Raw genomic sequence first — 25,151 nt, 5'->3', positions numbered from 1 at the left:
GAGGCTCCTCGGTGTCTCGGCGGTGCACGGGGCGCAGCGACGCGTCCCACACCACGATCGTACGTTCCCGGGCGGGCGAGCCCGTGCACGGCGGACGCTATCAGCCTCCGGCGGCACGGCGTGACGCCGGTCACGTCGTGCCGCCCCGAGCGCGTCAGAGCTCGTCGCGCTCCCAGCGCCCCCAGAGCTCGGCGTCCCGGGCGTGGCGCCGCGCCCGCCGCTCGCCGCGGCGCGCGACCGTCTCGAGCCGTCGCTCGTCCACCCGCGCGCGGGCCGCCGGCACGTCGCTCATGTCGACCGGTCCCACGGGCCCGTCGGCGGCGGCGAGGCGCTCCAGCTCGGCGGCACGCGCCGACAGGTCCGAGAGGACGCCCTCCGCCTTCGACAGCTCGCGCAGGAACCGGCGCGCCCGGCGCCACACGTCGCGCACGAGCCACGCGACCACGCACACCGCGCCCACGACCAGGACGACCCACAGGATCCACCACCACATGCGCGCCAGCCTAGGGGGCCGTGGGCTCGCCGTACGCCGCCAGCGCCGCGCGGGCGGCCGAGGCCACGTCCTGCACGAGGCCGGACGGCGAGACGCCACGCACGTAGGTCGCCTGCTCGAGCAGCAGGTGGCGCAGCCAGGTCGGGTTCGTGACCCGCAGGACGACCTCGAACCCGCCGTCGTCCAGGTCGCGGACGGACTCGACAGGGACCTGCTCCGCGACCCAGCGGGCGGGGCCCGAGAAGGTGATCGTGGCGAGCGGCGCGTCCTGCGACGGGGCGTACTCGACGTCGAGCGGGATGTCGTGCTCCTCCGCGGGCACGTCGAGCGCCGTGGCCGCGGTGATGCGGTCGACCCGGAACGTGCGCCGGGCGCCGGCGCGGTGGCACCAGGCCGCGAGATAGGCGTGCTCGTCCTGCGTGTGCAGCACCACCGGGTCCACGTCCCGCTCGGAGGCGACGTCGGCCGCCGTCACGTAGCGGATGCGCACCCGGCGCCGGTCCGCGATCGCCCGCGCGAGCGTCGCGACCACGTCGGGCGCCCCGGGGGTGGCGAGGCGCACGTCGAGCGCCGCGGCCGCCTCGCCCGTCGCGGCCGTGAGCTTCGCGAGGACCGAGCCGAGCACGTGAGCACGCTCGTCGTCCGGGGCGAGGGCGTCACCCATCGCGCGCAGCGCCGCGATCAGCGCGATCGCCTCCCGCGTGCCGAGACGCAGGGGACGGGTGAGCCCGCGGGCGGCCGTGAGCCGCACGATCCCCTCGTCGAGGGAGTAGGCGTCGAAGTCGATGAGGTCGTCCGGGAAGTAGCCCGGCGTCCCCGTGACCCAGAGGGCGTCCACGTCCTTGACGATCTGCTCGCTCGAGACCCCGAACCGGGTCGCGAGCTGCTCGACCGAGACCGGGCCGGCATGGTCGAGGTAGGCCACCAGCCCCAGGAGCCGCACGACGCGGTCGTCCGCGCGCTCAGCCACGAGCCACCTCCGTCCCGGGGGACCCGTCACCGAGCGCCGCTGCCCGGCGCAGCCGGTCGACCGCCGCGGCCCGCACGTCCTCGGGCGCCAGCACCACCACCGCCTCCCCGTACCCGGCGACCTCGGCCGCCAGCCGGTCCGCCGAGCCGAAGCCGATCTCGAGGACGTCGCGGTCCCCGTCCACGGCGACCACCTGCCCCCGGGCGCGGAGCGTGCCGGCCCGCTCGGGCATGACCGCGAGCCGCGCGGTGCGCTCGGCCCGCTCGCCGCCGCCGGCCGGCATCAGCCCGAGGACCGCGTCCACGTCGACGCGGGCGGGCAGCTCGTAGGCCCCCGCCGGTCCGGTCGCGCGCACGGCGCCCACGACCCGGCTCAGACGGTAGGCCCGCACGGCGCCGCGGTCACGGTCGAGACCGATGACGTACCAGCCGCCCCCGCGCGCGGCGACGCGCCACGGCTCCACCGTGCGCCGCCGGACCTCGCCCGTGCTGGCCGCCCGGTAGGTGAACGTCACCACCGTGCGCGCCGAGATCGCGTCGAGCAACGGCCCGTACGCCTCCCCCGCGGCCCGCACCCGGGGGGCGAGCCCCGCGACCACGTCCGTGGCCGCCTCGTCCACCCCTGCCGAGCGGATCTTCGTCAGCGCCCGGGACATGTCGGTGCGCAGGTTCTTGTCCTGCCAGAACTGCGCCGCCAGGGACAGCACGCCGAGCTCCGCGGGCGTCAGGTCCAGCTCGCCCAGGGCGTAGGCGTCGAGATCGACGCGGTAGCCGACGTCGTCCGCGTGCCCGTCCGCGTTGACGGTGACCACGGGGATGCCCAGGGCGCGCAGGGCGTCCTTGTCGCGCTCGAACATCCGTTCGAACGCCTCGTCGGTCGCGGCGTCGTCGTACCCCTTCACCGTGCCGTGGATCATCTGCTTGGTCATCGCGCCGCTCGTGTTCACGAGCGCGATCACGAGGTTGAGCAGGCGCTCGTGGGGTTGTGATCTCTCGGCCATCGGGGCCAACGCTAGCGTGCAGTAGCCTCGGGCGGGTGATCACGTGGCGGAGCGGCACCGTCCTGTCGTGCGGCAGGGGCTGGCAGGGCGCGCAGGAGCTGCTGGTCGACGTCGACGGCGAGCAGGTGCGGGCGCTCGCGTACACCGACGTCGTCGGCTCCCCCGAGGCCGGCGACCGCGTGACCCTCAACGTCTCCGCGCTCGCCCGAGGGCTCGGCACGGGCGGCTACGCGCTCGTCGTCGCACTCCCCGACCGGCTGCCGCCCGACCCGCCGCCGGGACCGGGCCATCTCGTCAAGGCCCGCTACACCCCGCTGCAGGCGCTCGTGCTCGGCGCCGACGAGCAGGAGTCGCCGCACCACGAGGCCCTCGCCGACGCCGACGACCTCGACGCGCTGCCCGTCGTGGTCGCCGACCTGCACTCCGCGCTGCCCGCCGTCGTGGCGGGCGCCCGCCACGCCGCGGCGCGCGCCGGGCGCGACGCACCGCGCGTCGCCTACGTGATGACCGACGGCGGCGCGCTGCCCGCCGCGTTCTCCCGCACGGTCGCGGGCCTGCGCGACGCCGGGTGGCTGGACTCCTGCATCACCGTGGGCCAGGCCTACGGCGGCGACCACGAGGCCGTCACCGTGCACACGGGGCTGCTCACGGCGCGCCACGTCGTCGGGGCCGACCTCGCGGTCGTCGCCCAGGGTCCCGGGAACCTCGGGACGGGCACCCGGTGGGGGTTCTCCGGGGTGCAGGTCGGCGACGTCGTCAACGCCGTGGGGACGCTCGGCGGCCGGGCCGTCGCGTCCCTGCGCGTCTCGGGCGCCGACGCCCGCGACCGGCACCTCGGCGTCTCCCACCACTCGATGACCGCCTACGGGCGGGTGGCGCTCGCGGCGGCCGACGTCGTCGTCCCCCGGCCGGTCGAGGCGCTCGAGCAGATGCCCTCGTGGCCCGCGGGGCTGACGCGGCGCGTCGACGTGCAGGCCGCGACTCTGACCGCGCCGGGCGCCCGGCACCGGCTCGTCGAGGTCGTGGCGGACGAGCCGCTCGTCGCCGCGCTGCGCGCGTGCCCCGTCGGCCTGCGGACCATGGGCCGCGACCTCGACGGGGACCCGTCGTCCTTCGTGGCGGCCGCCGTCGCCGGCGTGCACGCCGAGCAGCTGCGTGTCCCGGCCGCGCCGCGGCCGTGACCGACGAGGCACCGACGAGCGCGGCACCGACCCGGCCGCCGCGCTGCGAGTCGGTCGTCCTCCGGCCAGGATGGTGGGTACCGGAGGCGTCCCTGCCTCCCATCGAGACGTAGGAGGTCCTCATGGCAGCCAGCAACCTGCCCAAGTACACGGTCCCGTCCCTCACTCCCGCGGACGGTGCGAAGGTCGCGAGCATCCTGCAGGAGCGTCTCCACGCACTGAACGACCTCCAGCTGACGCTCAAGCACATCCACTGGAACGTCGTCGGGCCGCACTTCATCGCGGTCCACGAGATGATCGACCCGCAGGTGGACGCCGTGCGGGCGATGGTCGACGCGATCGCGGAGCGCATCGCGACCCTGGGCGTCTCGCCCGTCGGCACGCCCGGTGCGCTCGTGGCGGCGCGCCCCTGGGACGACTACTCGCTCGGCCGGGCGTCGACGATCGAGCACCTCGGGGCCCTCGACGAGGTCTACGTCGGCATCGTCACCGCGCACCGCGAGGCGGCGACCGCGACGGCCGACCTCGACGACGTGACGAACGACCTGCTCATCGGCCACCTGCACGAGCTCGAGCTCTTCCACTGGTTCGTCCGCGCGCACCTCGAGTCGGTGGGCGGCGAGCTCAGCACGACCGACGCGACGGGCGAGCGGGACGCCGCCGACAGCGCGAAGCTCGCCGCGCTCGACGAGGCCTGACGCTCACTCCAGCGGGCGACCGGCCCAGGCGCGGCGCACCTGCTCGAACCGCGTCGGCAGGGGCGGGCGGATGCCCGCCCAGCGGGCGTTGGTCCGCAGCACGTGACGCCGCCAGGACAGCACCAGGCCCTGCTTGGTGATCGGCAGGCCGCTCACGACCGTCGTCCCTTGGTCGTGGGTGTGGTGCACGGTCAGCAGCAGCGCCCGCGGCGGTGACCCCTCGAGGTCCGCACAGAGCTCTGTGCGGACCTCGAGCCATGTCCGCAGCAGCACGACCGTGCCCGCGTCCAGCCGGTGCTCGAGCGGCGTGCGGTGCTTGCCGTGCAGGACGACGACGCTCCCCTCCCCCGACCGGGCCGCCTCCGGCCCGAGGTCGAGGGAGTCGACGGTGCAGCGCAGCAGGTCCCCGTACCGGGCGCCCGTGGCGCGGGTCAGCGCGACGATCACCGCCAGGCGCACCGTCTCCGGCTTCGCGCCGGGTGCTGTGGCCGCGCCGGCCAGGTCCCGCCAGACCGTCTCGGCCTCGGCGAGGCTCACCGGCGGTCGTGGGTACCGGGCCGGCGCTTCGGGGCTCGTGGTGGTGGTGAGGTGGTCGTGTTGGGCGTCCATGGGTACAGGGTGTCGCTTGGCACACTATTTATTCGACAGGCACGCCGATCGACCCAGCCGTGGATCGACGGGCGCGGTCCGGACGGACTCTGCTCGGACGGGCCGTGGCTCAGGCCCGCACGCCCTCCGGGCCGATGCCGGCGCCGTCGGGCACCGTGCCACCGCCGTCACCGAGGAAGGCCTCCCCGGTGACGGTGACGTCCCTGCCGAAGGTCCAGTCCCCCGCGACCTCCAGGGACCGCGCGTCGCGCAGCGAGGGCGCACCGGCGGCGAACCGCGCGTCGAAGTCCCCCACGAGCTTGTAGGGGCCGGGCGCCAGCGTCACGAGCGGCGCGTCGACCTGGGCCGTGAGGCGGTAGTCCTCCCCGAGGGCGTACACGTCCGAGCGCAGCAGCAGCAGGTCGCTGGTCGTCTTCACGGGCAGGAAGCGCGCGCGCTCGACCTCGATCGCCACGGCGCCGTCGAACACCTCGACGGCCGCACCCATCGCCGACTCGATCTGCACGACCGGCGTCGACGAGGAGTCCGCCGGGTCGACCGTCTTCTCGTTGCGGATCAGCGGGAGCTCCAGGACGCCGCCCGTGCGCTCGAGCTCGGTCGCCAGCGCCGCCAGGTCGAACCAGAGGTTGTTGGTGTGGAAGTACGGGTGGCGCTCGATGTCCGCCGCGGCGTCCTGGTCCTCGACGGGCGTCTGCGCCGTCTCCCGCAGCACGAGGCGGCCGTCGCTCTTGCGCACGACCAGGTGGCCGCCCTTGCGGTCCGCCGGCGTGCGGCGGGCGACCTCGGCGGCGTACGGGGCGCCCGACGCCGCGAACCAGGCTGCCATCCCGGCGTCCGGCGCCGCGCCGAGGTTGTCCGAGTTGGAGACGCTCGCGTACCGGAAGCCGGCGTCGAGCAGCGCGCGCAGCACGCCGGACGCGTGCAGGGCCGCGTAGAGGTCGCCGTGACCCGGCGGGCACCACTCCAGCGCCTCGTTCGCGGGCCACTCGACGGGCTCCAGGTCCTCGGCGCGCAGCTTGGGCTCGCGGTTCTGCAGGAAGTCCAGGGGCAGCCCGTCGACGGCGAGGTCGGGGTACTCGCTCAGCGCCGCGAGCGTGTCGTCCTGGGTGCTGAAGCTGTTCATCAGCACGAGCGGCAGGCGCGCGCCGGTGGCCTCCCGAGCAGCCCGCACCTGGCCGACGATGACGTCGAGGAAGCTCAGCCCGTCCGGTGCCTGCGCTCCCTCGGGCGCGTCGTCGCGCACGGTCAGCAGCGACTTCGCCCGGTCCATGCCCATCGACGTGCCGAGGCCGCCGTTGAGCTTGACGATCGCCGTCGCGGCCAGCGCCCCGCGGGCCGCGTCCGGGTCCGTCTCGAGGTCCGCGCGGCGGGGGACGTCCGTGAGCGGGTCGACGTCCGCCTCGGCGATCGTCCCGGTCTGTCCCGAGGCGAGCAGGTCGTAGAAGCGGCTGAAGACGTCCACCGCGGCGTCCGCCACGCCGGCGTCGCGCATCTTGCGCCGGGCGTGCTCGAGCCCGGCGCGGCCGGGGGTGTCGCTCGTCTGGCTCGTCTGGCTCGTCTCGCTCGTCATGGGGCCCAGGCTAGTGGTCGCGGCCGCGCTCCCGTCACTCGAACCGGGACGGGTCCCCCGCGCCCACGCGCAGGATCTCGGGCGCGCCGCCGGAGAGGTCCACGACCGTCGTCGGCTCCGTCCCGCACTCCCCCGCGTCGACCACCGCGTCCACGAGGTGGTCGAGCTCCTCCTTGACCGCCCAGCCGTCCGTGAGCGGCTCCTCGCGGCCCGGCAGGAGCAGCGTGCTCGACAGGATCGGCTCCCCCAGCTCGCGCAGCAGCGCCTGGACGACGCGGTTGTCCGGGATCCGCACGCCGACGGTGCGCTTCTTCGGGTGGGCCAGGCGCCGCGGGACCTCGGCGGTGGCCGGCAGGACGAACGTGTACGGCCCCGGCGTGGCGGCCTTGATCGCGCGGAACGCGGCGTTGTCCACCTTCACGAGCTGCCCGAGCTGGTGGAAGTCGCAGCACACGAGCGTGAAGTGGTGCCTCGCGTCGAGGTCCCGGACGGCGCGGATGCGGTCGGTCCCGTGGGTGTTGCCCATCCGGGTGCCGAGCGCATAGCCGGAGTCGGTCGGGTAGGCGACCAGGGCGTCGTCGGTGAGCATCGCGACGACCTGGGCGATCGCCCGGGGCTGGGGGTCGTGGGGGTGGACGTCGAAGTAGCGGGCCATGCGCCCATCGTGCGCCCGACGCCACCTGCCCGCCGGGCAGGCTCGCCCGGCCCCTCGCCCGCTACGGGAGCACGGACCCGGCGGCGACCACCTCGCGGAGCTCGGCCGCGCTGGCGTTGCCGCCCGTGACCGCCATCCCGACCCGCCGCCCGGCGAACCGGCCCGGGTCGGCGAGCACGGCCGCGAGCGCCGCGGCGCCGGCCCCCTCGGCGACGGTGCGTGCGGCGGTGAGCAGGGTCCACTGGGCGTCGCGGATCTGGTCGTCGGTGACGGTGACGAAGTCCGCGAGGTGGGCGCGCATGACCTGCTGGGTCAGGGGGAACCCGGTGCCGGTGGCGAGCCCCTCGGCGCGGCTCGTGTTGGGCAGGCGCTCGATGACGCCGGAGCGCCAGGAGGCGTAGGCGGAGGGTGAGGCGTCGGACTGGACGGCGATCACCTCGCAGCGCGGGGCGAGCGCGGACGCGACGGTGCACGCCCCGGCGGCGCCGCTGCCCCCGCCGACGGGCACGAGGAGGACGTCGAGGTCGGGCGCGGCGCGCAGGAGGTCGAGGTAGGCGGTGGCGACGCCGGCGAGGATCCGGGTGTCGCCGGCGGCGCCGACGAGCCGCGCGCCGGTCTGCTCGCTGATGCGGGCGGCGTGCGCGGCGGCGTCGTCGAAGGTCGCGCCGTGCAGCACGAGGCGCGCGCCGAGGGCCCGCACGGCGTCGGCCTTGGCCGGGTTGGGGCGCTCGGGCATGACGATGGTGCAGGCGGTGCCGGTCGCGCGGGCGGCGTGGGCGACGGCCTGGGCGTGGTTGCCCGTGGAGTAGGCGACGACGCCGCGGGCCCGCTCGTCGGCGGTGGAGCGCAGCAGGACGTTGAGGGCGCCGCGGACCTTGAACGCGCCGGTGGGCTGGAGGTTCTCGTGCTTGAGCACGACGCGGGCTCCGGCGGCGCGGTCGAGGGCGTCGTAGGTGCGGACGGGGGTCTCAGCGAGGTGGGCGGACAGGAGGAGGTCGGCCTCCAGCACGTCGCCCATGGTCGGCGGGCAGGTGTGGTCGGCGGCGGTCATGTTTCCACGGTGGCAGGGTCGGACCCATCGATCCATACCCGAATGTCGCTGGTCTCATCGATAGCATCGATGCCTGGGTAGCCTGGACCCATGGACCTGCACCGCCTGCGCATCCTCGTCGCCGTCGCGCACGAGGGATCGGTGACGGCCGCCGCCGAGTCGCTCTACCTCGCCCAGGCGTCCGTCTCCCACCACCTGGCGCGCCTCGAGTCCGAGGTCGGCGTCCCCCTGCTGCAGCGCCACGGGCGCGGCGTCCGGCTCACGGACGCGGGCCGCCTCCTGGTCGCCCGCGCGGAGGAGATCCTCGGGCGCACCGAGGCCGCGCAGGAGGAGCTGCGCGCGCTCGCCGGCCTCGAGGCGGGCCGCGCCCGCCTGGCCGCCTTCCCGTCCGCGCTGGCCACCCTGGTGCCCGACGTCGTCGCGCGCCTCGGGCGGGAGCGCCCCGGGCTCGGCGTGGAGCTGGTCGAGGCGGAGCCGCCGGAGGCGCTCGCGTCGCTGCGCCGCGGCGAGGTGGACGTCGCGCTCGTCTTCGAGCACGACCACACCCCCGCCGACCTCGGGGGGCTGGCCGCGACGCCGGTGCTCACCGAGCCGGTGTCGCTGGTGCGGCGCCGCGACGACCGGCCCGGCACGGGGCCGGCGGACCTGCGCCGCTGGGCGGGCACGGACTGGATCGCGGGCTGCCCGCGCTGCCGGGCCGACCTCGTCGGGCGGTGCGAGCGGGCGGGGTTCACCCCGAGGATCGCGTTCGAGACCGACGACTACGTCGCGGTCCAGTCGCTCGTCGCGGCGGGGGTGGGCGTGAGCCTCCTGCCGTCGCTCGCGCTGCGGGCCCACACCGACCCGCGTGTGGAGGTCAGCCCCGTCGCGGACGCGCACCGGCGCGTCCTGGCGGTCACGTACGGCGACCGTCCTCCCCCGCCGGCGCTGGCCCTGGTCGAGCTGCTGGCGGCCGCGGGCGCTCAGCGCACCCCCGCCTCCTTCATGCCGAGGTAGACGCGGTCGCGGGTCAGCGGGAGCCGGGTGAACCGCACCCCCGTGGCCGCCTTGATCGCGTTCGCCATCGCGGGCGCGACGGGGTTGAACGGGCTCTCGCTCATCGACTTGGCGCCCGCCGGGCCCGTGGTGTCCGACGTCCGGGCGAAGTACACCTCCGTGCGCGGCACGTCGGCGAAGGTCGGCACGTGGTACGAGCGGAAGATCTGGGTCTCGGTCGTGCCGTCCTCGCCGACGACGACGTCCTCCCACAGCGCCGCACCGAGGGCCTGGGCGACCCCACCCTCGACCTGTCCGCGGCACTGGCGGGGGTTGACGACCGTCCCGGCGTCGGCCGCCTGGACGCTCTGCAGGATGCGGATCTCACCGGTCCCCCGGTGCACGGCGACGCGGAAGCCGTGCACGTTGAACGCCACGGAGCGCGGCGTGCCGTCCCAGTGCCCGGTGGCCTCGAGGCGCTCGCCGCGCCCGGCCGCCTCCCGGGCGACGGCGGCGAGCGGGAGGAGCGTGCCCGCGCAGTCGACCGCGCCGGGCACGAGCCGGCACTCGTCGGGCGTGGTGCCCGCGAGCGCCGCCGCGTAGGCCCTGATCCGTCGAGCGAGCTCCTCGGCGGCGGCGAGGGAGGCCTTCCCTGCGACCGTGGTGCCGGTGGACCCGAACGCCCCGGTGTCGTGGGCGACGAGGTCGGTGTCGGACTGGCGGACGGTGACGGCGGCGGCGCCCTGGCCCAGCGCGCCGCCGACGAGCTGGGCGTGCACGGTGGTGGTGCCGTTGCCGAACTCCGCGGTCCCGACGAGCGCCTCGAGGCCCCCGTCGGGGCGCAGGCGCACGGTGGCGTCGGCGATGTGCCCGCGCGGGGGGACGGTGTCGATCATGGACAGGGCGGTGCCTTCCCCGATCCCCCAGTCCGGGCCCAGGTCGATGCCGCAGCCGGTGCCGTCGGCGGCGCGCCCGTAGTGCTCGGCGTCGCGCTCGCGCCCGCGGGCGAGGGCGTCGGCGACGAGGTCCACGCACTGGTCGAGGCCGTAGGAGCCGTAGAGCACGTCCTCCTCCGGCTCGGGGAACGCGGACAGCAGCGGGTCGCCGTCGCGGACCATCACGCGCCGGCGCATCTCGAGGGGGTCGATGCCCAGCTGCTCGGCGAGCTCGGAGACCGCGGACTCGACCGCGAACACGGTCTGGGACAACCCGTAGCCGCGGAAGGCCCCGGCGGGCACGGTGTTGGTGTAGACGGAGCGGGCGTCGACCTTCTTGTTCGCGCACCGGTACACGGCCAGCGACTCCCCGCAGCCGTGGAACATCACCCCGGGGCCGTGGTTGCCGTACGCGCCGGTGTTCGCCAGCACGTCCAGGTGCAGGGCGGTGAGCGTGCCGTCGGCGGCGGCGCCGGCACGCACCCGGATGCGGAAGGGGTGGCGGGTGGTGGTGGCGGTGAACTGCTCGGTGCGGGTGTGCTCGAGCTGGACGGGCCGGCCCAGGCGCAGGGTGGCGAGGGCGACGACGTCCTCGGTGATCATCTCCTGCTTGCTGCCGAAGCCGCCGCCGACGCGCTCGCACACCACCCGCACCCGCTCGGCGGGCAGGTCGAGCACGCGCGCGAGCGCGCGCCGCGTGAGGAACGGCGTCTGGGTCGAGGAGCGCACGACGAGGCGGCCGTCCTCGTCGAGCGAGGCGATGGACGCGTGGGTCTCCAGGGCCGCGTGCGCGACGCGCTGGGTGCGGTAGGTCGCCTCGTGCACGACGGCGGCCTGGGCCAGCCCCGCCTCGACGTCGCCGATCTCGCTGTGCAGGCGGGCCACGACGTTCCGCTCGGGTCCGGGCGCGAGGCCGTCGGCCCCCTCGGGGACCTCGGCGGGCGGCCCGTCCCCGGCAGGGGCGTCGGCAGGGTCGCCGCGCAGCTCGTCCTCGGGGACCTCCTGCAGCTCGGGGTGCACGAGGGGCGCGTCCGGGGCGGTGGCCCGCTCGGGGTCGACGACGGCGGGCAGCTCCTCGTAGGTGACGCGCACCCGGCGCGCGCCCTCCTCGGCGGCGCGCACGGTCTCGGCGACCACGGCGGCGACCCGCTGCCCGCGGAACCGGACGACGTCGTCCAGGATGCGGGTGTCGGCCGGGTCGTCCTCGACGAGCTCGTGCTGCGCGGTGGAGAACCGGGTGGCGGGAGCGTCGGCATGGGTCAGCACGGCGTGCACGCCCTCGACCGCGAGCGCCTGCGTCGTGTCGATGTCGATGACGCGGGCGTGGGCGTGCGGGGAGCGCACGAGCTTCATGTGCAGCAGGCCCGGGTACCGTGCCGGGTCGATGTCGAGCGTGTACCGCACGGTGCCGGTGACCACGCCCCGCCCGGCGGGGGCGGGCGCGTCGGTGCCCACGCCGCCGGTGGCGCACGTCCCGCTCCCGCGCCCCTGCACGGCGTCCTCGATCGCGCGGTAGCCGGTGCAGCGGCAGAGGTTGCCCTTGAGGCTGCGGTCGAGGTCGGCGCGCCCCTCGTCGTCGAACGTGGCGGCGGTCATGACGAACCCGGCCGTGCAGAACCCGCACTGGAAGCCCTGGGCGTCGAGGAACTGCTGCTGGACGGGGTGCAGGGCGTCGGGTCGCTCGGCGGTGGCGTGGCCGGTGGCGGCGGCGAGCCCCTGGACGGTCGTGACCTCGTGGCCCGCGGCGCGGTGGGCGGGGTAGATGCAGCTGTGCACGGGCACGCCGTCGACGTGCACGGTGCAGGCGCCGCAGTCGCCGGCGTCGCAGCCCTTCTTCACGCCCAGGGCGCCCTGCTCGCGCAGGTAGGTGCGCAGGCACTGCCCGGGGGCGGGCGGCGCGGCGGCGGGGCTGCCGTCGACGACGACGGTGTCGGGCCGGTGCGTCAGGGGCTCGGTCATCACAGGTGTCCTTCCGTGCGGGCGCGCGGGCCCGTCTGGTCGGCGAGCTCGGCGCGCACCTCCTCGGCGAGCCGGTACGTCATGTCCTTGCGCCACGCGGGGTGGCCGTGGACGTCGTCGTGGTACAGGTCGTCGGCGATCGCGGCGTCGATCGCGGCGGCCAGGGCGTCCGGGCCCGGGTGCGTGCCGGCCGCGAAGCGCAGCTGCACCGGGCGGCGGGTCGAGGCAGTGACGGTCACCACGAGCGCGCCGCCGTCGTCGGGCCGGTCGACGCGGCCGATCACCAAGACGCCGGAGCGTCCCCGCTCGGACAGCGACAGGCGGCGGAACGCGGTGCGGGCGCGCAGGGCGCGCGCCGGGAGGCGGATCGCGCGCAGCAGCTCGCCGGGGCGCAGGTCGTTGCGCATGTCCCCCGTGACGAGGTCGACGACGGGCAGCCGGCGGGTCCGGTCGCCGGGAGACCAGATCTCCGCGACGCCGTCGAGCGAGGCGGTCAGCGACGTCATCGGTCCGGCGGGCAGGGACGTGCAGACGTTCCCCCCGACCGTGGACATCGTCCAGATCTTGAAGCTCGCGACGAACGCGTCGCAGCAGGGGCGCACGAGGTCGAGGGCGCTCCAGCCCGGGTGCGCGGCGCGGGCGGCGGCCCTGCCGAGGTCCCACAGCCGGGCGATCGTGCAGGTCGCGGCGATCTCCAGCCCGTCGTCGTCCGCGACGAGCGGCTCCCAGCCCGCGCCGGAGACGTCGAGGAGCCGGCGCAGCCGATCGGTGCCGTAGGAGTACAGGACGGTGCCGCCGGCGAGCCAGGCGTCGCCCTCGCGCCACTGGTGCGGGTCGCTCGTGGCGACGACGTCGGTGACGGTGCTCATGTCCATGGCCGGTCGCTCTCCTTCGGCTGAGGTGCGGGGTGCAGGGGTCCGTCGAGGCCGCTCAGCGGCACGCCCGTGGCGCCGGGCCGGGCCGCGGCCACGACCTCGGCCAGCACCGAGACCGCGATCTCGGCGGGGGTCACGGCGCCGACGTCGAGGCCTATGGGCGACCGGAGGCGGGCGAGGTCCGCGTCGGTCAGGCCCTCCTCGCGCAGCGCGGCGACGCGCTCGGCGTGGGCGCGGCGCGAGGCCATGGCGCCGACGTACCCGAGGTCGGTGCGCAGCGCGAGCGCCAGCAGCGGCACGTCGACCTTGGCGTCGTGGGTCAGCACCGCGACGGCGGTGCGCGCGTCCGTGCGCCCGGCCGCCACCTCGGCGGCGAGGTAGCGGTCGGGCCAGTCCACGACGACGTCCGCCGCGGGGAACCGGCGCGGGTCCGCGAACAGCGGCCGGGCGTCCACCAGGGTGACGCGGTAGCCGAGCAGGCGCGCGGCGGCGGTCAGGGCCGCCCCGTGGTCGTTGGCGCCGCACACGATCATCCGCGGGGGTGCGAGGCGCGTCTCGACCAGGAGCGTGACGGGTGCGCGCTCGGCGCTCCCGGGCCGCGCGTCGGGCCCGGCGCACTGCGCCGGGCGCGGGGCACCGTCGGGAGCGACGCGCACGACGCCGCTCGCGCCCGCCCGGGCCAGCGCCCCGACCTGCGCCACCGCGCCGGGCAGCGACCGTTCGTCGTCGAGCAGCGGGCGCAGGAGCGCGGCCAGCGTCCCGGCGTCCAGCACGCCGCCCACCGCCGAGCCGCCCACCGCGGCGCCCACCGCCGAGCGCGTCATCAGTCGGCCCGTTCCCGGTTTCCGACCCACCGATGACGCGCTCGGCGGTGGGGGCGGGACGTCGTCCGAGGCGTCGTCGGGCGCGACGCGGCGCACCAGGAGGGCCGGGGCGTCCTCGGGCGCGGCCGCCAGCCGGCGCAGCGCGCCGAGCAGGTGTCCCGGGGACGACGGGTCGACCGGCTGCACCAGCACGTCGATGGTCCCGCCGCACGTCAGCCCGACCGCGAACGCGTCCTGCGCGCTCCACCCGAAGCTCTCGCGGTGCGGGCGCCCGGTGCGCACCGCCTCCACGCACGCGGCGTGCACGGCGGCCTCGACGCAGCCGCCGGAGAGGCTGCCGACGACCTCGTCGCCGTGCACCGCTCCGCTCCGCACCGCTCCGCTCCGCACCGCCATGGAGGTGCCCACAGGTCGCGGCACGGAGCCTCCCGCGGCGACGATCGTCGCGACCGCGAAGGGTGGCGAACCGGGCGCGAGCCACGCGGCGGTCCGGTGGACGACGTCGAGCATGCTGCCTGCCTTCCGCACGGTGCCGGGAACCCCCCGGCGACCTCAGTGAACCTGTGCGGTGAGTCCCTCGTGTGTCCGGGACGTGACGCCGTGTGACGCGCGTCCCGGGCGAGGCTTGATTCCGCGGCCGGCGCGCCGCGGCGCCGGTCCTCCTCCAGTCATACACGCCGTGCGCACCGCCCACGCGTCCGGCGCGGGCGGTGCGCACGGGTCAGCCGCCGAGCACCACGGTCACGGGCCCTCGCGCGAAGTACACGAGGAACCCGGCCGCCACGACCCACAGCAGCGGGTGGATCGACCGCCCGCGGCCCGCGAAGGTGCGGATCAGCACCCAGGTGACGAAGCCGGCACCGATGCCGTTCGCGATCGAGTAGGTCAACGGCATCACGACGATGGTCATGAAGGCCGGCAGCGCGACCGAGAAGTCCGCGAAGTCGATCTCCTTGATCTGCCCGACCATCATGGCGCCCACCACCACGAGGGCGCTGGCGGCGACCTCCAGCGGCACGACGCCGGTCAGCGGCGTGAGGAACATCGCGACGAGGAACAGCCCGCCGGTCACGACGGAGGCGAGGCCGGTGCGCGCCCCCTCCCCGACCCCGGCCGCGGAGTCCACGAACACGGTGTTGGAGGACGACGACGTCCCGCCGCCGACGACGGCTCCCGCGCCCTCGACCACGAGGGCGCGCTTGATCCCGGGGAAGTTCCCGTCCTCGTCCGCGAGCCCGGCCTGGGTGGCGAGGCCCGTCATCGTGCCCATCGCGTCGAAGAAGTTGGTGAAGAACAGGGTGAACACGAGCATGGTCGCGGCCAGCGGGCCGATCCGGTCGAACGCGCCGAAGCTGACCTGGCCGAAGAGGCTCAGGTCCGGCACGGAGAACAGGGACGACGGCGCGGTGGGCACGTTGAGCGACCACCCGTGGGGGTTGTCGGCGCTCTGGGCGCCGACGTGGGCGAACGCCTCGACGACCACGGCCAGCACGGTCGTCGAGACCAGGCCGATGAGCAGCCCGCCGCGCACCTTGCGCGCGACGAGGGTACCCATGGTGATCAGCCCGACGACGAAGATCAGCGTCGGGATCGAGGCGATGGACCCGCCGTCGCCCATCTGGACCGGCGGGCCGCCCGGGGTGCGCGTGACGAAGCCGGAGTCGACGAAGCCGATGAACGCGATGAACAGGCCGATCCCGACGGTGATCCCGGCCTTGAGCGGCCGGGGCACCGCGTTGAAGATCGCCTCCCGCAGCCCCGTGACGGCGAGGACCACGATGAGGACGCCGTTGATCAGCACGAGGCCCATGGCCTCGGGCCACGTGACCTCCCCGACCACGGTCACGGCGAGGAAGGAGTTGATCCCGAGCCCCGCCGCCAGCGCGAACGGGAGGTTGGCCACGACGCCGAAGGCGATCGTCAGCACCCCGGCCGCCAGGGCCGTCATGGCCCCGACCTGGTGGGCCTGGAGCCAGCCGCCCTCGACGTCCAGGGGAGCGGCGTCGGCGGAGAACCCGCCGAGGATCAGGGGGTTGAGGACCACGATGTAGGCCATCGCGATGAAGGTCACCAGACCGCCGCGCAGCTCGCGCTCGACGGTGGTGCCCCGGGCGGTGAGGTGGAAGATCGTGTCGAGCAGCCTCAGGCGCGGTGGCCGGGGGGACTCGACCTTCTCCGGGGTGCGCTCGCGCTCGTCGTCGATGAGGGTCATGCCCGCCTACTCAGTAGTCGACCCGCGCGGCGTGCGAGCGCCACGCGTCGAAGGGCGCGACCGGCGCTGAGGCCGGTGCCTGGCGCACGGGCATGGGGCGCTCGTCCGGGTGGGTGTCGAAGTAGTCGTAGAAGACCGCGTCGTCGAACCCCGCCGCGGCGGCGTCGTGCCGGTCCGCCGCAAATCGTACGGTCTCGATGCGCGCCCACAGGGCCGAGGAGAGGCACATGGGGCACGGCTCACAGCTCGACCAGAGGGTCGCGCCGCGCAGGTCGAACGTGCCGAGCGCGGCGCAGGCGGCGCGGATGGCGGTGACCTCCGCGTGCGCGGTCGGGTCGTTGGTGGCGGTGACACGGTTGACGCCGTCGAAGACCCGGCCGTCGGCGGTGACGACCACCGCCCCGAACGGGCCGCCGGCGGCGGTGACGTTGTCGACCGCGAGCGCCACGGCTCGCTCCAGGTGCGGGTGCGCGGCGGGCGACGGAACGTCGCTCGCGGGGTCGTCGGGGGCGTGCTGGGCAGGGGTGATGAGACCAGGCAGAGTGTCCACGTCGAGACTCCACTGTTCGGGCCGCGCCCAGGGGTCCCTCTGAGACGGGTGGGAGCCGGGGCGCTGCAGGCGATTCGTGCTGGTTCACCTGGTAGATAGCTCCCCGGCGCATGGTCCGCGGGAGCCCGCCTTGGGCTTGCGGAGGAACGTAGCACCGTGTGGCCCAGGACACAATGTTTTCGGAATGCGGATTTCGTTGTGCGGAAAGCCGCTGGTCAGTCCGGTGCGGCGCCGCGAGGAATCGCGCGAGCGCGCCGTCACGGCAAGCGGACGGCGGACGTGACAGGGTCCTGCCATGGACACCACGGCACCGGCAGGCACGCCACCGGCACGCACGTTCTCGGTCGGCTCGGAGGTCGGCACGCTGCGCAGCGTGCTCGTCTGCGAGCCCGGTCTGGCGCACAGCCGGCTGACCCCCAGCAACTGCGACGACCTGCTGTTCGACGACGTCATGTGGGTCCAGCGCGCGCAGGAGGACCACGCCGACTTCGTCCGCTCCCTGACCGAGCGCGACATCGAGGTCCTCGAGCTGCACCGCGTGCTCGCGCAGACCCTGGAGGACCCGCGGGCGCGGGCCTGGCTGCTCGACCGCAAGATCGTGGCGAACGAGGTCGGGCTCGGTCTGGTCGAGCCCACGCGCGCCTACCTCGACGAGCTGCGCACCGACCAGCTCGCCCGGCACCTCGTCGGCGGGCTGTCCACGCTCGAGCTGCCCCGGGACCTGCGGCCCGCCTCGATCGACCTCGCGCGCGAGTCGCTCGGCCGGGGCGAGTACCTCATGCCCCCGCTGCCCAACTCCCTCTACACGCGCGACACCACCTGCTGGATCTACGGGGGCGTCACGCTCAACCCGCTCTACTGGCCCGCGCGGCACGACGAGACGCTGCTGATGAAGGCGGTCTACCGGTTCCACCCGAGGTTCGCGGGCGCCGAGGTCTGGTGGGGGGACCCGGAGCAGGACTGGGGGACGGCCTCCCTGGAGGGAGGCGACGTCATGGTGCCCGGCAACGGCGTCGTGATCGTCGGCATGGGCGAGCGCAGCTCGCGCCAGGCCATCACGCAGGTCGCGGTGCGCCTGTTCGAGGCGGGTGCCGCCGAGCAGGTGATCGTCGCCGGCATGCCCAAGCTGCGCGCCGCGATGCACCTGGACACCGTCTTCACCTTCGCCGACCGTGACTGCGTGACGATCTACCCGGAGATCGTCCACTCGATCCAGGCGTTCACGCTGCGCCCCAGCGACCGCTCCCCCGGCTTCGGCGTCGTGCAGGAGACGCGCCCGTTCCTCGAGGTGGTGCGCACCGCCCTGGGCCTGGCCGAGCTGCGCACCGTCGACACCGGCGGCAACGTCTACGACACCGAGCGCCAGCAGTGGGACTCGGGCAACAACGTCGTCGCGCTCGAGCCGGGCGTCGTCATGGCCTACGACCGCAACACCACCACCAACATGCTGCTGCGCGACGCCGGGATCGAGGTCGTCGAGATCGTCGGCGCCGAGCTCGGTCGCGGCCGCGGCGGCGGGCACTGCATGACCTGCCCGCTCGAGCGGGACCCGGTCGAGCTGTGACCGCCGCCGGCCGCGCTCAGGCGTCCGCGCCGTGGCGGACGATGGCGACCACGCGACCGAGGTTGACGGTCCAGCCGACGCCCCACACGTGCGGGCTGAGCAGGTGGGTCCCCTGCGGGTCCCACACGCGCTCGCGCAGGCGACCGAGCGTCGGCGGCCGGAACTCGTAGGGGACGAACCCCGCGACGGTGCCGTGCCAGGTCCGCTCCCCCGACGGCTTCTGCAGCTCCTTGGTGACGGCCGCGACCGCCAGCCCGATCGTCACGAGGCGGACCAGCCCGCCGAGCCCGCCGCGCTTCTTGTGGTGTCCCATGCGTACCTCCGTCGTCGGGCGGTGCAGCACCGGCCGGTGCAGCACCGGGGCCATGATCCACCCCCGCGGGGCAGGTCGCCACGACGCCGGCGCGGGCACGGGTGTCGACCGTTCCGGTGGCGCCCGGGCAGTGGCACGCTGGACACCGGTCAACGACGACGCGAGGAGGGAGCGAGCCGATGCCCGCACCGAGCCGGCCGGCCGACGTCCCCGTCCCGGCGCCGGGGCGCCGTCCTCCGCCGGGCCCCGGCGTCGTCGAGCGGGCGTTCGCGCTCCTGCGCGCCTTCGACGCCGAGCACCGCACCCTCGCGCTCTCCGACCTCGCCCGGCGCAGCGGGACGCCCCGCAGCAGCGCGCTGCGGCTCGCGCGCTCGCTGGTGGACGTCGGCGCGCTCGAGCGCCTGGACGACGGGCGGTTCACGGTGGGGCTCGGCCTGCTCGAGGTCGCCCCGCGCGGCCACGGGCTGCGCGAGGTCGCCCTGCCGTTCATGGAGGACCTGTTCCACGTCACCCGCCAGCACGTCCTGCTCGCCGTGCGGGACGGCACCGACGCGCTCCTCGTCGAGCGCCTGTCCGCGCACGACGCCGACGCGGTGCGCTACCGGGTCGGCGGGCGGATCCCGCTGGCGACGACCGGCGTCGGGCTCGTGCTGCTGGCCCACGCCCCGCACGACGTCCAGGAGGACGCCGTCGGCAGGTTCGCCTCCGGTGACCGGCAGGAGGCGTTCGACGGGCCGCAGGACCTGCGCCGGATGCTCGCCGAGGTCCGCCGCGGCGGGTTCGCCGTGGGCCGCACGGGGCAGCCGTGGGCGCGGAGCACCGCGGCGGCACCGGTGCGCGGGCCCGACGGCGTCGTCGCCGCGCTGAGCGTCGTCACGCCGAGCGACGCGTTCGACCCCGTCGGCTCCGTGGCCGCGGTGCGCGCCGCGGCCCGCGGCGTCTCTCGGGAGCTGTGCCAGGAGGCTCTGCCCGCGAGCCCGGCGTCATGACTCCGGGCTCGCGGCCGCCGTCCCGACGATCGCGTCCGCGTTGTCGGCGATCCAGTCCGTCAGGGGCAGCAGCCGCTGCGCCAGCTCCCGCCCGCGGTCCGTGAGCGAGTAGTCGACGCGCGGCGGGATGCTCGCCCACGCCTCGCGGTGCACGATCCCGTCCGCCTCGAGCGTGCGCAGCGTCTGGGCGAGCATCTTCTCGCTGACGCCCTCCACGGTGCGGCGCAGCTCGCCCCACCGCATCTCTCGCTCGGCGAGGGCGACGAGGACCAGCACGCCCCAGCGGCTCGTCACGTGGTCCAGCACCGTGCGCGACGGGCAGGCGGCCGGCAGAACCCCCGCGGTGAACAGGCGGCTCACCGGCCTGACCTCGCTGCTTACCTCCATGTGCGTACCTTACTCGAAAGTGCGTACCGCAGTCCGGGAAGCAACGGCGTGCGGTCCGGGTTGGGACGGACGAACCACGTCGCGCAACGAGAGGGAACATCATGTCTGTCGTCGTCACCGGAGCCACCGGCCAGCTGGGCCGGCTCACGATCGAGCACCTGATCGCTGGCGGCACACCCGCCGGAGAGATCACCGCCGTCGGGCGCAGCGCCGACCGCCTCGCGGGGCTCGCCGCCCGCGGCGTGCGGACCGCGGTCGCCGACTACTCCGACGCTGCCGCGCTCGAGGCAGCGTTCGCCGGCGCGCAGACCGTGCTGCTGGTCTCGGGCAGTGAGGTGGGGCGCCGCGTCGCGCAGCACGGCAGCGTGATCGACGCCGCGAAGGCGGCGGGCGTGCGCCGGGTCGTGTACACGAGCGCCCCGCACGCCGACGAGACCGCACTGGTCCTCGCCCCGGAGCACACCGCGACCGAGCAGCTCCTGCGGGACTCGGGGCTCGCGTGGACCGTCCTGCGCAACAACTGGTACACGGAGAACTACGCCGACGCGGTCAGCGCCGCCCGCGAGAGCGGCGTGATCCTCACGAGCGCCGGCGACGGGCGCGTCGCCAGCGCGAGCCGCGACGACTACGCGGCCGCCGCCGCCGTGGTCGTGGCCGGCGGCGAGGCGCACGACGGGCGCGTCTACGAGCTCAGCGGCGACGTCGCCTGGACGTTCGCGGAGCTGGCCGACGCGGCGAGCCAGGTGCTCGGCACCCCGGTGGCCGTCCAGCAGGTCTCGAGCGACGAGCACCACGCCGCGCTGCTCGGGTCCGGGCTCGACGAGGGGACGGCGGACTTCGTCGTCACGCTCGACGGCGACATCCGCCGCGGCGACCTCGCGGACGCCACGAGCGACCTGCGCGACCTCGTCGGGCGCCCGACGACGCCGCTCGTCGAGGGCTTGCGGGCGGCGCTCCGGGCATAGCCGCACGCGCACCCAGCTCGCCGAGCGCGCGCGAGACGGAGCGCAGGCCCGGGCCGCCCGACGGCCCGGGCCTCAGCCCGCGCGCACGACCCTCTCGAGCGGGCACCTCGGCCGGCGTACCGCCCGGTGGCGCACGTCCGGCACGGGCAGCCTCGCGGTGGCGGCGCGCAGCTGCGGGTCGACTCGTGACAGGTGCGTCGTACCCGCCCCCGCGGCCCTCGGCGACCGCGCTCAGGCCGCCGAGCCCTGACGGGCGGCGCCTCGACGCTCGTCGGCGAGGACCAGCTCGGCCGCCTTCTCCCCGATCACGATCGACGGGGCGTTGGTGTGCCCGCGGATGATCTCGGGCATGACGGACGCGTCGGCGACGCGCAGGCCCTGCACCCCGCGCACCCGCAGCTCGCCGTCGACGGGGGCCGCGCCGTCCGTGCCCATCCGTACCGTGCTCGTCGGGTGGTAGAGCGTGTGCGCCGTCGAGACGAGCGAGGCCTCGGCACGCTCGGCCAGGCTCATCCCCTCCCCGTTCGCGGGGCGCAGGTAGCGCCCGGTGGTCAGCGCCGCCAGCGACGGCGCGGACAGGATCCGGTCGGCGATCACGAGGCCCGAGAGGAGTGCGGCGCGGTCGGCGCCCTCGGGGTCCGAGAGGTAGCGCGGGTCGATGACCGGCTTGTCGAACGGGTCCGCCGAGGCGAGGGTGATCGTGCCCGTGCTCTTCGGCGCCACGAGGACCGGTCCGATGCTCTGCCCGTGACCGGGGATCCCCGCCAGGCCCTCGTCGACGTAGGCGACGGGCGCGTAGATGATCTCGACGTCCGGCAGGTCGAGGCTCTCGTGCGACCGGACGAACCCGTAGGCCTCCCCCACGTTCGACGTGAGCATCCCGCGCCGGCGCAACAGGTACTTGCCCAGCTCCGGGAGGGTGGTCGCGGACATCAGGCTGCCCGGCCCCGTCTCGACGACGAACAACGACATCAGGTGGTCGCGCAGGTTGGCGCCCACCTCGGGCGAGTGCGAGACCACGTCGATCCCGAGCCCGGCGAGCTGCGACGCGTCACCCACGCCGGAGAGCATGAGCAGCTGGGGCGTGTTGACGGCGCCGCCGCTGAGGACCACCTCGTTGCGGGCGGTGGCCCGGCGCACCTCGCCGTCGGCCACGTACTCGACGCCGACCGCGCGGGTCCCCTCGAAGACGACCCGCGTGGCGTGGCTGCCCGTGCGCACGGTGAGGTTGGCGCGCTCCCGGGCGGGCTTCAGGTAGCCGTCGGCGGTGCTGTGCCGGGCGCCCTTCGTCTCGCTGACCATCGTCTGGCTGAAGCCCTCGGGGCGGCGCGAGTTCGCCGGCACCAGGGGGTAGCCCGCCTCGGTCGCCGCGCGCAGGAACGCGCCGGTCAGACGTCGCGGGTCACGCTGGGCCTCCACCCGCATCGGCCCGTCGGTCCCGTGCTCGGGATCCGTCGCGTCCTGCACGTTCTCGATCTTGCGGAACGTCGGCACCAGCGACTCGTAGGACCACGCGGGCCCGGCGAGCTCGGCCCAGCGGTCGTAGTCCGCGGCGAAGCCCCGCACCCACATCATCGCGTTGATCGAGGACGACCCGCCGAGCACCTTCCCGCGCGGCCAGTAGACCGTGCGCCCCGCCAGCTCGGGCTGCGGGACCGTCTCGTAGTTCCAGTCGAACTCGCTCTTGAACAGGCTCGAGAAGGCGGCCGGGATGTGCAGCGACTGGTTGGTGTCGGCGCCGCCCGCCTCCAGCAGCACGACGGAGCGGGACGGGTCCTCGCTGAGCCGGTGGGCGAGCGCGGCACCGGCCGATCCGGCGCCGACCACCACGTAGTCGAAGGTTCCTGCGTCTCGCGCGCCCATGCGCGTGCTCCTGTCGTCGGTGGTGCGGGGTTCTCGATCGGGTCTGTCCTGGTGCCGGCGGGGGCCGGCGCGCGCTACGCGCGGAACGCAGAGGCGAAGATCCTCGGCATCCGCCACCACGACGGCGCCCCGGCGAACCCGGTCAGCAGCCGACCGGTGGCCTGCGCGCTGCGCGCGGTCACGAACCACGGCGGCTTCGGGAACAGCGCCGCCTCGCCGTGCGCGACCGACCGCGGGAAGGGCCGGAACGGCCCGGTCACCACGGTCCGCTCCGCGGAGTCGATGAGCAGCGCGTTGTGCACGACCCCGATCCCCGACTGCACGTCCTGGAGCGTGTGGCCGGGGTACGCGCCCCACGTCGCCGTCGCGGTGAGGAACCCGATGCCGGTCCAGGCGTTGATCGCGACGGTGCCGTACTCCAGCCGCGCAACCGCCTCCCGGAATCCTGCGCCGAGCCTCTTCTGCTCCGCGGGATCGACGAGCACGTTCGCGCCGAGAGTCCCGAGGAAGTCGCGGTTGACCGTTTCCACGGCCGTGTCGAGGAACTCCTGTCCGGTGCCGCCGAGCTCGAGCACCCCGAGGACCGGGGCGAAGTACTCCGTGTTCTCGATCGTCGACGCGTCGTCCTCGGCGGTGAGGTCCACGAGGAGCCGGGTGCCGTCGGCCAGCCGCTCGCAGCCGGGATAGGCCGCCTCCGCGCTCTCCACCCGGCCCGCGCTGCCCGGGTACCAGGCCTTGCGCCGCGGGGCCCGCTCGAGCGCGCCCCGCAGCTCGTCGAGAAATGCGGCCTTCTGCGGCCAGTCCTTGCTGAGCACGACGATCTGGCCCGCGATGCAGTTGTAGCCGCCGTTGTGCAGCCGCTGGGTCGCGACGTGCTCCGCCTGGAAGCGCAGGTCGCTCGCGCTCCACCGGCCCGGGACGACGATGATCGGCGAGACGCCGCCGAGCTCGCTCGTGATGGGCTTGGTGAGCACGGGGGTGCCGGCGGCCTTGCGTGCCGCCGCCTCCTCGCCCGTCCCCCAGACGATCGCGTCGTGCGTGACCACGCTGCCCGTGATGTGCACGTGCCCGATGCCGGGGTGCTGGACCAGGTAGCCGCCCTCGGGCGCCCCGCCCTGCACGACCCGCAGCATCTTGGCGCTCACCAGCGGCTGGAGGGCCGCGAGGTAGACGCTCATCATGGGCGCCATGACCGGGTTGAGCTTGAGCAGCACCGACCGGTTGTGCGCCACGATCTCGTAGAGGACGTCGAGCGGCGGGATCGAGGTGATGTTCCCGGCGCCGAGCACGAGCCCCACCCCTCCGGACACCTGCGGGGTGCGCTGCGCGAGTCCCGCACGCGCGACGGCCTCCTCCTCGCTGACGCCCGGCCGCAGCCACACCTCGGCGCGGAAGCCGTGCAGGAGGACGGCCTCCTTGGAGGTGCGGGGCAGGACGGGCACGGTCACCCGGCCGCCCGGGGCGGTCCCGGTGGTGATGCCGGCCAGCGGCGAGTGCCCCGCCGCGAGGCCGGCCACCGAGCGCGCCACGGTCCCGAACCCGGAGAGCGTGGCGTACGGGCCCGAGAGCCACTCCTCGCCGACCAGGGGCGAGCCCGCGTCGAGGCCCTTGATGTCGCGCGCCGTCAGCGCCCAGCGCTGCGCCTGCGCGCGGACGGTGGCACAGGTCTCCTCGAGGAGCGCGGCACGCCGTGCCAGGGACAGGCCGAGCCACGCCCGCGCACCGTCCTCGAGGTCGGAGACCGCCCGGTCGAGACGCTCGCGCTCCGCCTGCGGGACCCCGCTCTGCTCGGCGGCGGGCTCGGTGGGTGCCGACTGTTCGACGAAGCTCATGGATCTCCCTTGATCGGTTAGGGCAGTCCTACCCCCTCGCGCGCCCCGGAGGCAACACGGCTCCGGGCCGCGCCCGCGCGACGCGCCGGTGTCCGGCGCACCATGGTCGTGGTGGCTGCCCGCGCCGCCGGAGGAGGACCGCCATGGACCACGACCGCGTCAACGCCTGGGTGGCGGCGTACGAGCGCGCGTGGCGCGAGGACGACGCCGGCGCCGTGCCCCGCCTGTTCACCGAGGACGCGCGCTACTCCCGTTCGCCGTACGACCACGCCCTGGTCGGCCACGCCGAGATCGCCGACTTCTGGACGGCGGACGCGGGCGCGACGTTCTCCATGACCGCGGAGCCCGTCGCCGTGGAGGGCCGCCACGCCGTCGTCCGCGTCGCCGTTCGGTACACCGCCCCCCGGGACCAGGAGTACAAGGACCTGTGGGTCCTCGAGCTGGCCGACGACGGCCGGGTCTCGGACTTCGAGGAGTGGCCCTTCTGGCCGGGCCGCCCGTACAGCGCGAACGATGTGGGCACCGAGGGCCCCGACGCCGGCCCGACGCCGTAGGTCGCTACCGGCGCCGCCTCGCTCGCGCACCCCAGCGCCCGCCCCGGTGCCCGACGTCGATGGGGTGCTCGAACGCCGCGGTCACCGCGCGACAGTGCACCGGCTCTTGCGCATACTCGTGCCAGTG

Annotated in this window: 23 protein-coding genes; 7 read left to right on the top strand and 16 right to left on the bottom strand. The window is 75.2% G+C overall.

Going from position 1 to position 25,151, the window contains the following annotated elements; translation table 11 throughout:
* Positions 1-154: 154 nt before the first annotated feature.
* Genes EDF32_RS11090 through EDF32_RS11080 form a run of 3 tightly spaced genes read right to left on the bottom strand, consistent with a single transcriptional unit; the run spans position 155 to position 2,463 of the window.
* Complete coding sequence (locus EDF32_RS11090; RefSeq protein ID WP_123308601.1) at positions 155-493, bottom strand: hypothetical protein; 339 nt, start codon at positions 491-493, stop codon at positions 155-157.
* Between the two features lie 10 nt (positions 494-503).
* Positions 504-1,463 carry a YafY family protein gene (locus EDF32_RS11085; protein ID WP_123308600.1) on the bottom strand — a complete coding sequence of 320 codons (960 nt, stop codon included), beginning with the start codon at positions 1,461-1,463 and terminating at the stop codon, positions 504-506.
* A complete protein-coding gene (locus EDF32_RS11080; protein WP_123308599.1) occupies positions 1,456-2,463 on the bottom strand; it encodes a YafY family protein in 1,008 nt (335 codons plus the stop codon). The genes EDF32_RS11085 and EDF32_RS11080 overlap by 8 nt, the downstream gene beginning before the upstream one ends.
* Before the next feature lie 35 nt (positions 2,464-2,498).
* On the opposite strand from EDF32_RS11080, the gene EDF32_RS11075 reads away from it, so the two are divergent.
* Together EDF32_RS11075 and EDF32_RS11070 are read left to right on the top strand one after the other, a co-directional pair.
* Positions 2,499-3,644 carry a DUF3866 family protein gene (locus EDF32_RS11075; protein WP_123308598.1) on the top strand — a complete coding sequence of 382 codons (1,146 nt, stop codon included), beginning with the start codon at positions 2,499-2,501 and terminating at the stop codon, positions 3,642-3,644.
* Positions 3,645-3,766: 122 nt separating this feature from the next.
* Positions 3,767-4,342 carry a Dps family protein gene (locus EDF32_RS11070; protein ID WP_123308597.1) on the top strand — a complete coding sequence of 192 codons (576 nt, stop codon included), beginning with the start codon at positions 3,767-3,769 and terminating at the stop codon, positions 4,340-4,342.
* Positions 4,343-4,345: 3 nt separating this feature from the next.
* Here the strand turns inward: EDF32_RS11070 and EDF32_RS11065 are convergent, their stop codons facing one another.
* The 4 genes from EDF32_RS11065 to EDF32_RS11050 form a co-directional block, all read right to left on the bottom strand.
* Complete coding sequence (locus EDF32_RS11065) at positions 4,346-4,951, bottom strand: hypothetical protein (RefSeq protein ID WP_123308596.1); 606 nt, start codon at positions 4,949-4,951, stop codon at positions 4,346-4,348.
* A 109-nt stretch (positions 4,952-5,060) separates the two neighbouring features.
* On the bottom strand, positions 5,061-6,521 hold the full coding sequence (locus EDF32_RS11060) for a UTP--glucose-1-phosphate uridylyltransferase (RefSeq protein WP_123308595.1): 1,461 nt from the start codon (positions 6,519-6,521) through the stop codon (positions 5,061-5,063).
* A 34-nt stretch (positions 6,522-6,555) separates the two neighbouring features.
* On the bottom strand, positions 6,556-7,176 hold the full coding sequence (locus EDF32_RS11055; RefSeq protein ID WP_123308594.1) for an L-threonylcarbamoyladenylate synthase: 621 nt from the start codon (positions 7,174-7,176) through the stop codon (positions 6,556-6,558).
* Positions 7,177-7,237: 61 nt separating this feature from the next.
* Positions 7,238-8,227: a threonine/serine dehydratase gene (locus EDF32_RS11050; protein ID WP_199734913.1), complete on the bottom strand. Its 990-nt coding sequence runs from the start codon at positions 8,225-8,227 to the stop codon at positions 7,238-7,240.
* A gap of 90 nt (positions 8,228-8,317) precedes the next feature.
* On the opposite strand from EDF32_RS11050, the gene EDF32_RS11045 reads away from it, so the two are divergent.
* On the top strand, positions 8,318-9,223 hold the full coding sequence (locus EDF32_RS11045; RefSeq protein WP_123308593.1) for a LysR family transcriptional regulator: 906 nt from the start codon (positions 8,318-8,320) through the stop codon (positions 9,221-9,223).
* On the opposite strand, the gene EDF32_RS11040 is transcribed toward EDF32_RS11045, so the two are convergent.
* The 5 genes from EDF32_RS11040 to EDF32_RS11020 form a co-directional block, all read right to left on the bottom strand.
* Complete coding sequence (locus tag EDF32_RS11040) at positions 9,190-12,096, bottom strand: molybdopterin-dependent oxidoreductase (RefSeq protein ID WP_123308592.1); 2,907 nt, start codon at positions 12,094-12,096, stop codon at positions 9,190-9,192. The two genes, EDF32_RS11045 and EDF32_RS11040, sit on opposite strands and share 34 nt — an antisense overlap.
* Positions 12,096-12,971 (bottom strand): FAD binding domain-containing protein, encoded by an 876-nt coding sequence (locus EDF32_RS11035; protein ID WP_123308591.1) that lies wholly within the window; start codon positions 12,969-12,971, stop codon positions 12,096-12,098. The genes EDF32_RS11040 and EDF32_RS11035 overlap by 1 nt, the downstream gene beginning before the upstream one ends.
* Positions 12,962-14,305 carry an XdhC family protein gene (locus EDF32_RS11030; protein WP_123308590.1) on the bottom strand — a complete coding sequence of 448 codons (1,344 nt, stop codon included), beginning with the start codon at positions 14,303-14,305 and terminating at the stop codon, positions 12,962-12,964. Before EDF32_RS11030 ends, EDF32_RS11035 begins: the two co-directional genes overlap by 10 nt.
* Before the next feature lie 211 nt (positions 14,306-14,516).
* Entirely contained in the window at positions 14,517-16,007 is a 1,491-nt protein-coding gene (locus EDF32_RS11025) for an NCS2 family permease (protein WP_123308589.1), read from the bottom strand.
* A 10-nt stretch (positions 16,008-16,017) separates the two neighbouring features.
* The gene (locus EDF32_RS11020; RefSeq protein ID WP_123308733.1) at positions 16,018-16,467 is read right to left on the bottom strand and encodes a nucleoside deaminase; all 450 of its coding nucleotides are present in this window, start codon (positions 16,465-16,467) and stop codon (positions 16,018-16,020) included.
* Between the two features lie 385 nt (positions 16,468-16,852).
* Here EDF32_RS11020 and EDF32_RS11015 point away from each other — a divergent pair, with 385 nt between their 5' ends.
* A complete protein-coding gene (locus tag EDF32_RS11015; protein WP_123308588.1) occupies positions 16,853-18,121 on the top strand; it encodes an arginine deiminase in 1,269 nt (422 codons plus the stop codon).
* 16 nt (positions 18,122-18,137) lie between these two features.
* Here EDF32_RS11015 and EDF32_RS11010 read toward each other — a convergent pair whose 3' ends face one another.
* Complete coding sequence (locus EDF32_RS11010) at positions 18,138-18,434, bottom strand: DUF5808 domain-containing protein (RefSeq protein WP_123308732.1); 297 nt, start codon at positions 18,432-18,434, stop codon at positions 18,138-18,140.
* Between the two features lie 179 nt (positions 18,435-18,613).
* Between EDF32_RS11010 and EDF32_RS11005 the strand changes: the two genes are divergently transcribed.
* Positions 18,614-19,423, top strand: a complete 810-nt coding sequence (locus EDF32_RS11005; protein WP_123308587.1) for an IclR family transcriptional regulator — start codon at positions 18,614-18,616, stop codon at positions 19,421-19,423.
* Here EDF32_RS11005 and EDF32_RS11000 read toward each other — a convergent pair.
* Positions 19,418-19,810: a helix-turn-helix domain-containing protein gene (locus EDF32_RS11000; protein ID WP_123308586.1), complete on the bottom strand. Its 393-nt coding sequence runs from the start codon at positions 19,808-19,810 to the stop codon at positions 19,418-19,420. The genes EDF32_RS11005 and EDF32_RS11000 overlap by 6 nt on opposite strands.
* 101 nt (positions 19,811-19,911) lie before the next feature.
* On the opposite strand from EDF32_RS11000, the gene EDF32_RS10995 reads away from it, so the two are divergent.
* Positions 19,912-20,775, top strand: a complete 864-nt coding sequence (locus EDF32_RS10995; protein WP_123308585.1) for an SDR family oxidoreductase — start codon at positions 19,912-19,914, stop codon at positions 20,773-20,775.
* A 231-nt stretch (positions 20,776-21,006) separates the two neighbouring features.
* Here the strand turns inward: EDF32_RS10995 and EDF32_RS10990 are convergent, their stop codons facing one another.
* The gene (locus tag EDF32_RS10990; RefSeq protein ID WP_123308584.1) at positions 21,007-22,638 is read right to left on the bottom strand and encodes a GMC family oxidoreductase; all 1,632 of its coding nucleotides are present in this window, start codon (positions 22,636-22,638) and stop codon (positions 21,007-21,009) included.
* A gap of 74 nt (positions 22,639-22,712) precedes the next feature.
* Entirely contained in the window at positions 22,713-24,470 is a 1,758-nt protein-coding gene (locus EDF32_RS10985; protein ID WP_123308583.1) for an aldehyde dehydrogenase family protein, read from the bottom strand.
* 143 nt (positions 24,471-24,613) lie between these two features.
* Between EDF32_RS10985 and EDF32_RS10980 the strand changes: the two genes are divergently transcribed.
* Positions 24,614-25,024 (top strand): nuclear transport factor 2 family protein, encoded by a 411-nt coding sequence (locus EDF32_RS10980; protein WP_123308582.1) that lies wholly within the window; start codon positions 24,614-24,616, stop codon positions 25,022-25,024.
* The last annotated feature ends 127 nt before the right edge of the window (positions 25,025-25,151 follow it).

It is taken from the genome of Cellulomonas sp. PhB143, from assembly GCF_003752595.1.
Taxonomy (GTDB): domain Bacteria; phylum Actinomycetota; class Actinomycetes; order Actinomycetales; family Cellulomonadaceae; genus Paraoerskovia.
Note: the sequence above shows the minus strand (reverse complement) of the source record. Positions and strands in the feature narration are given on the sequence as shown.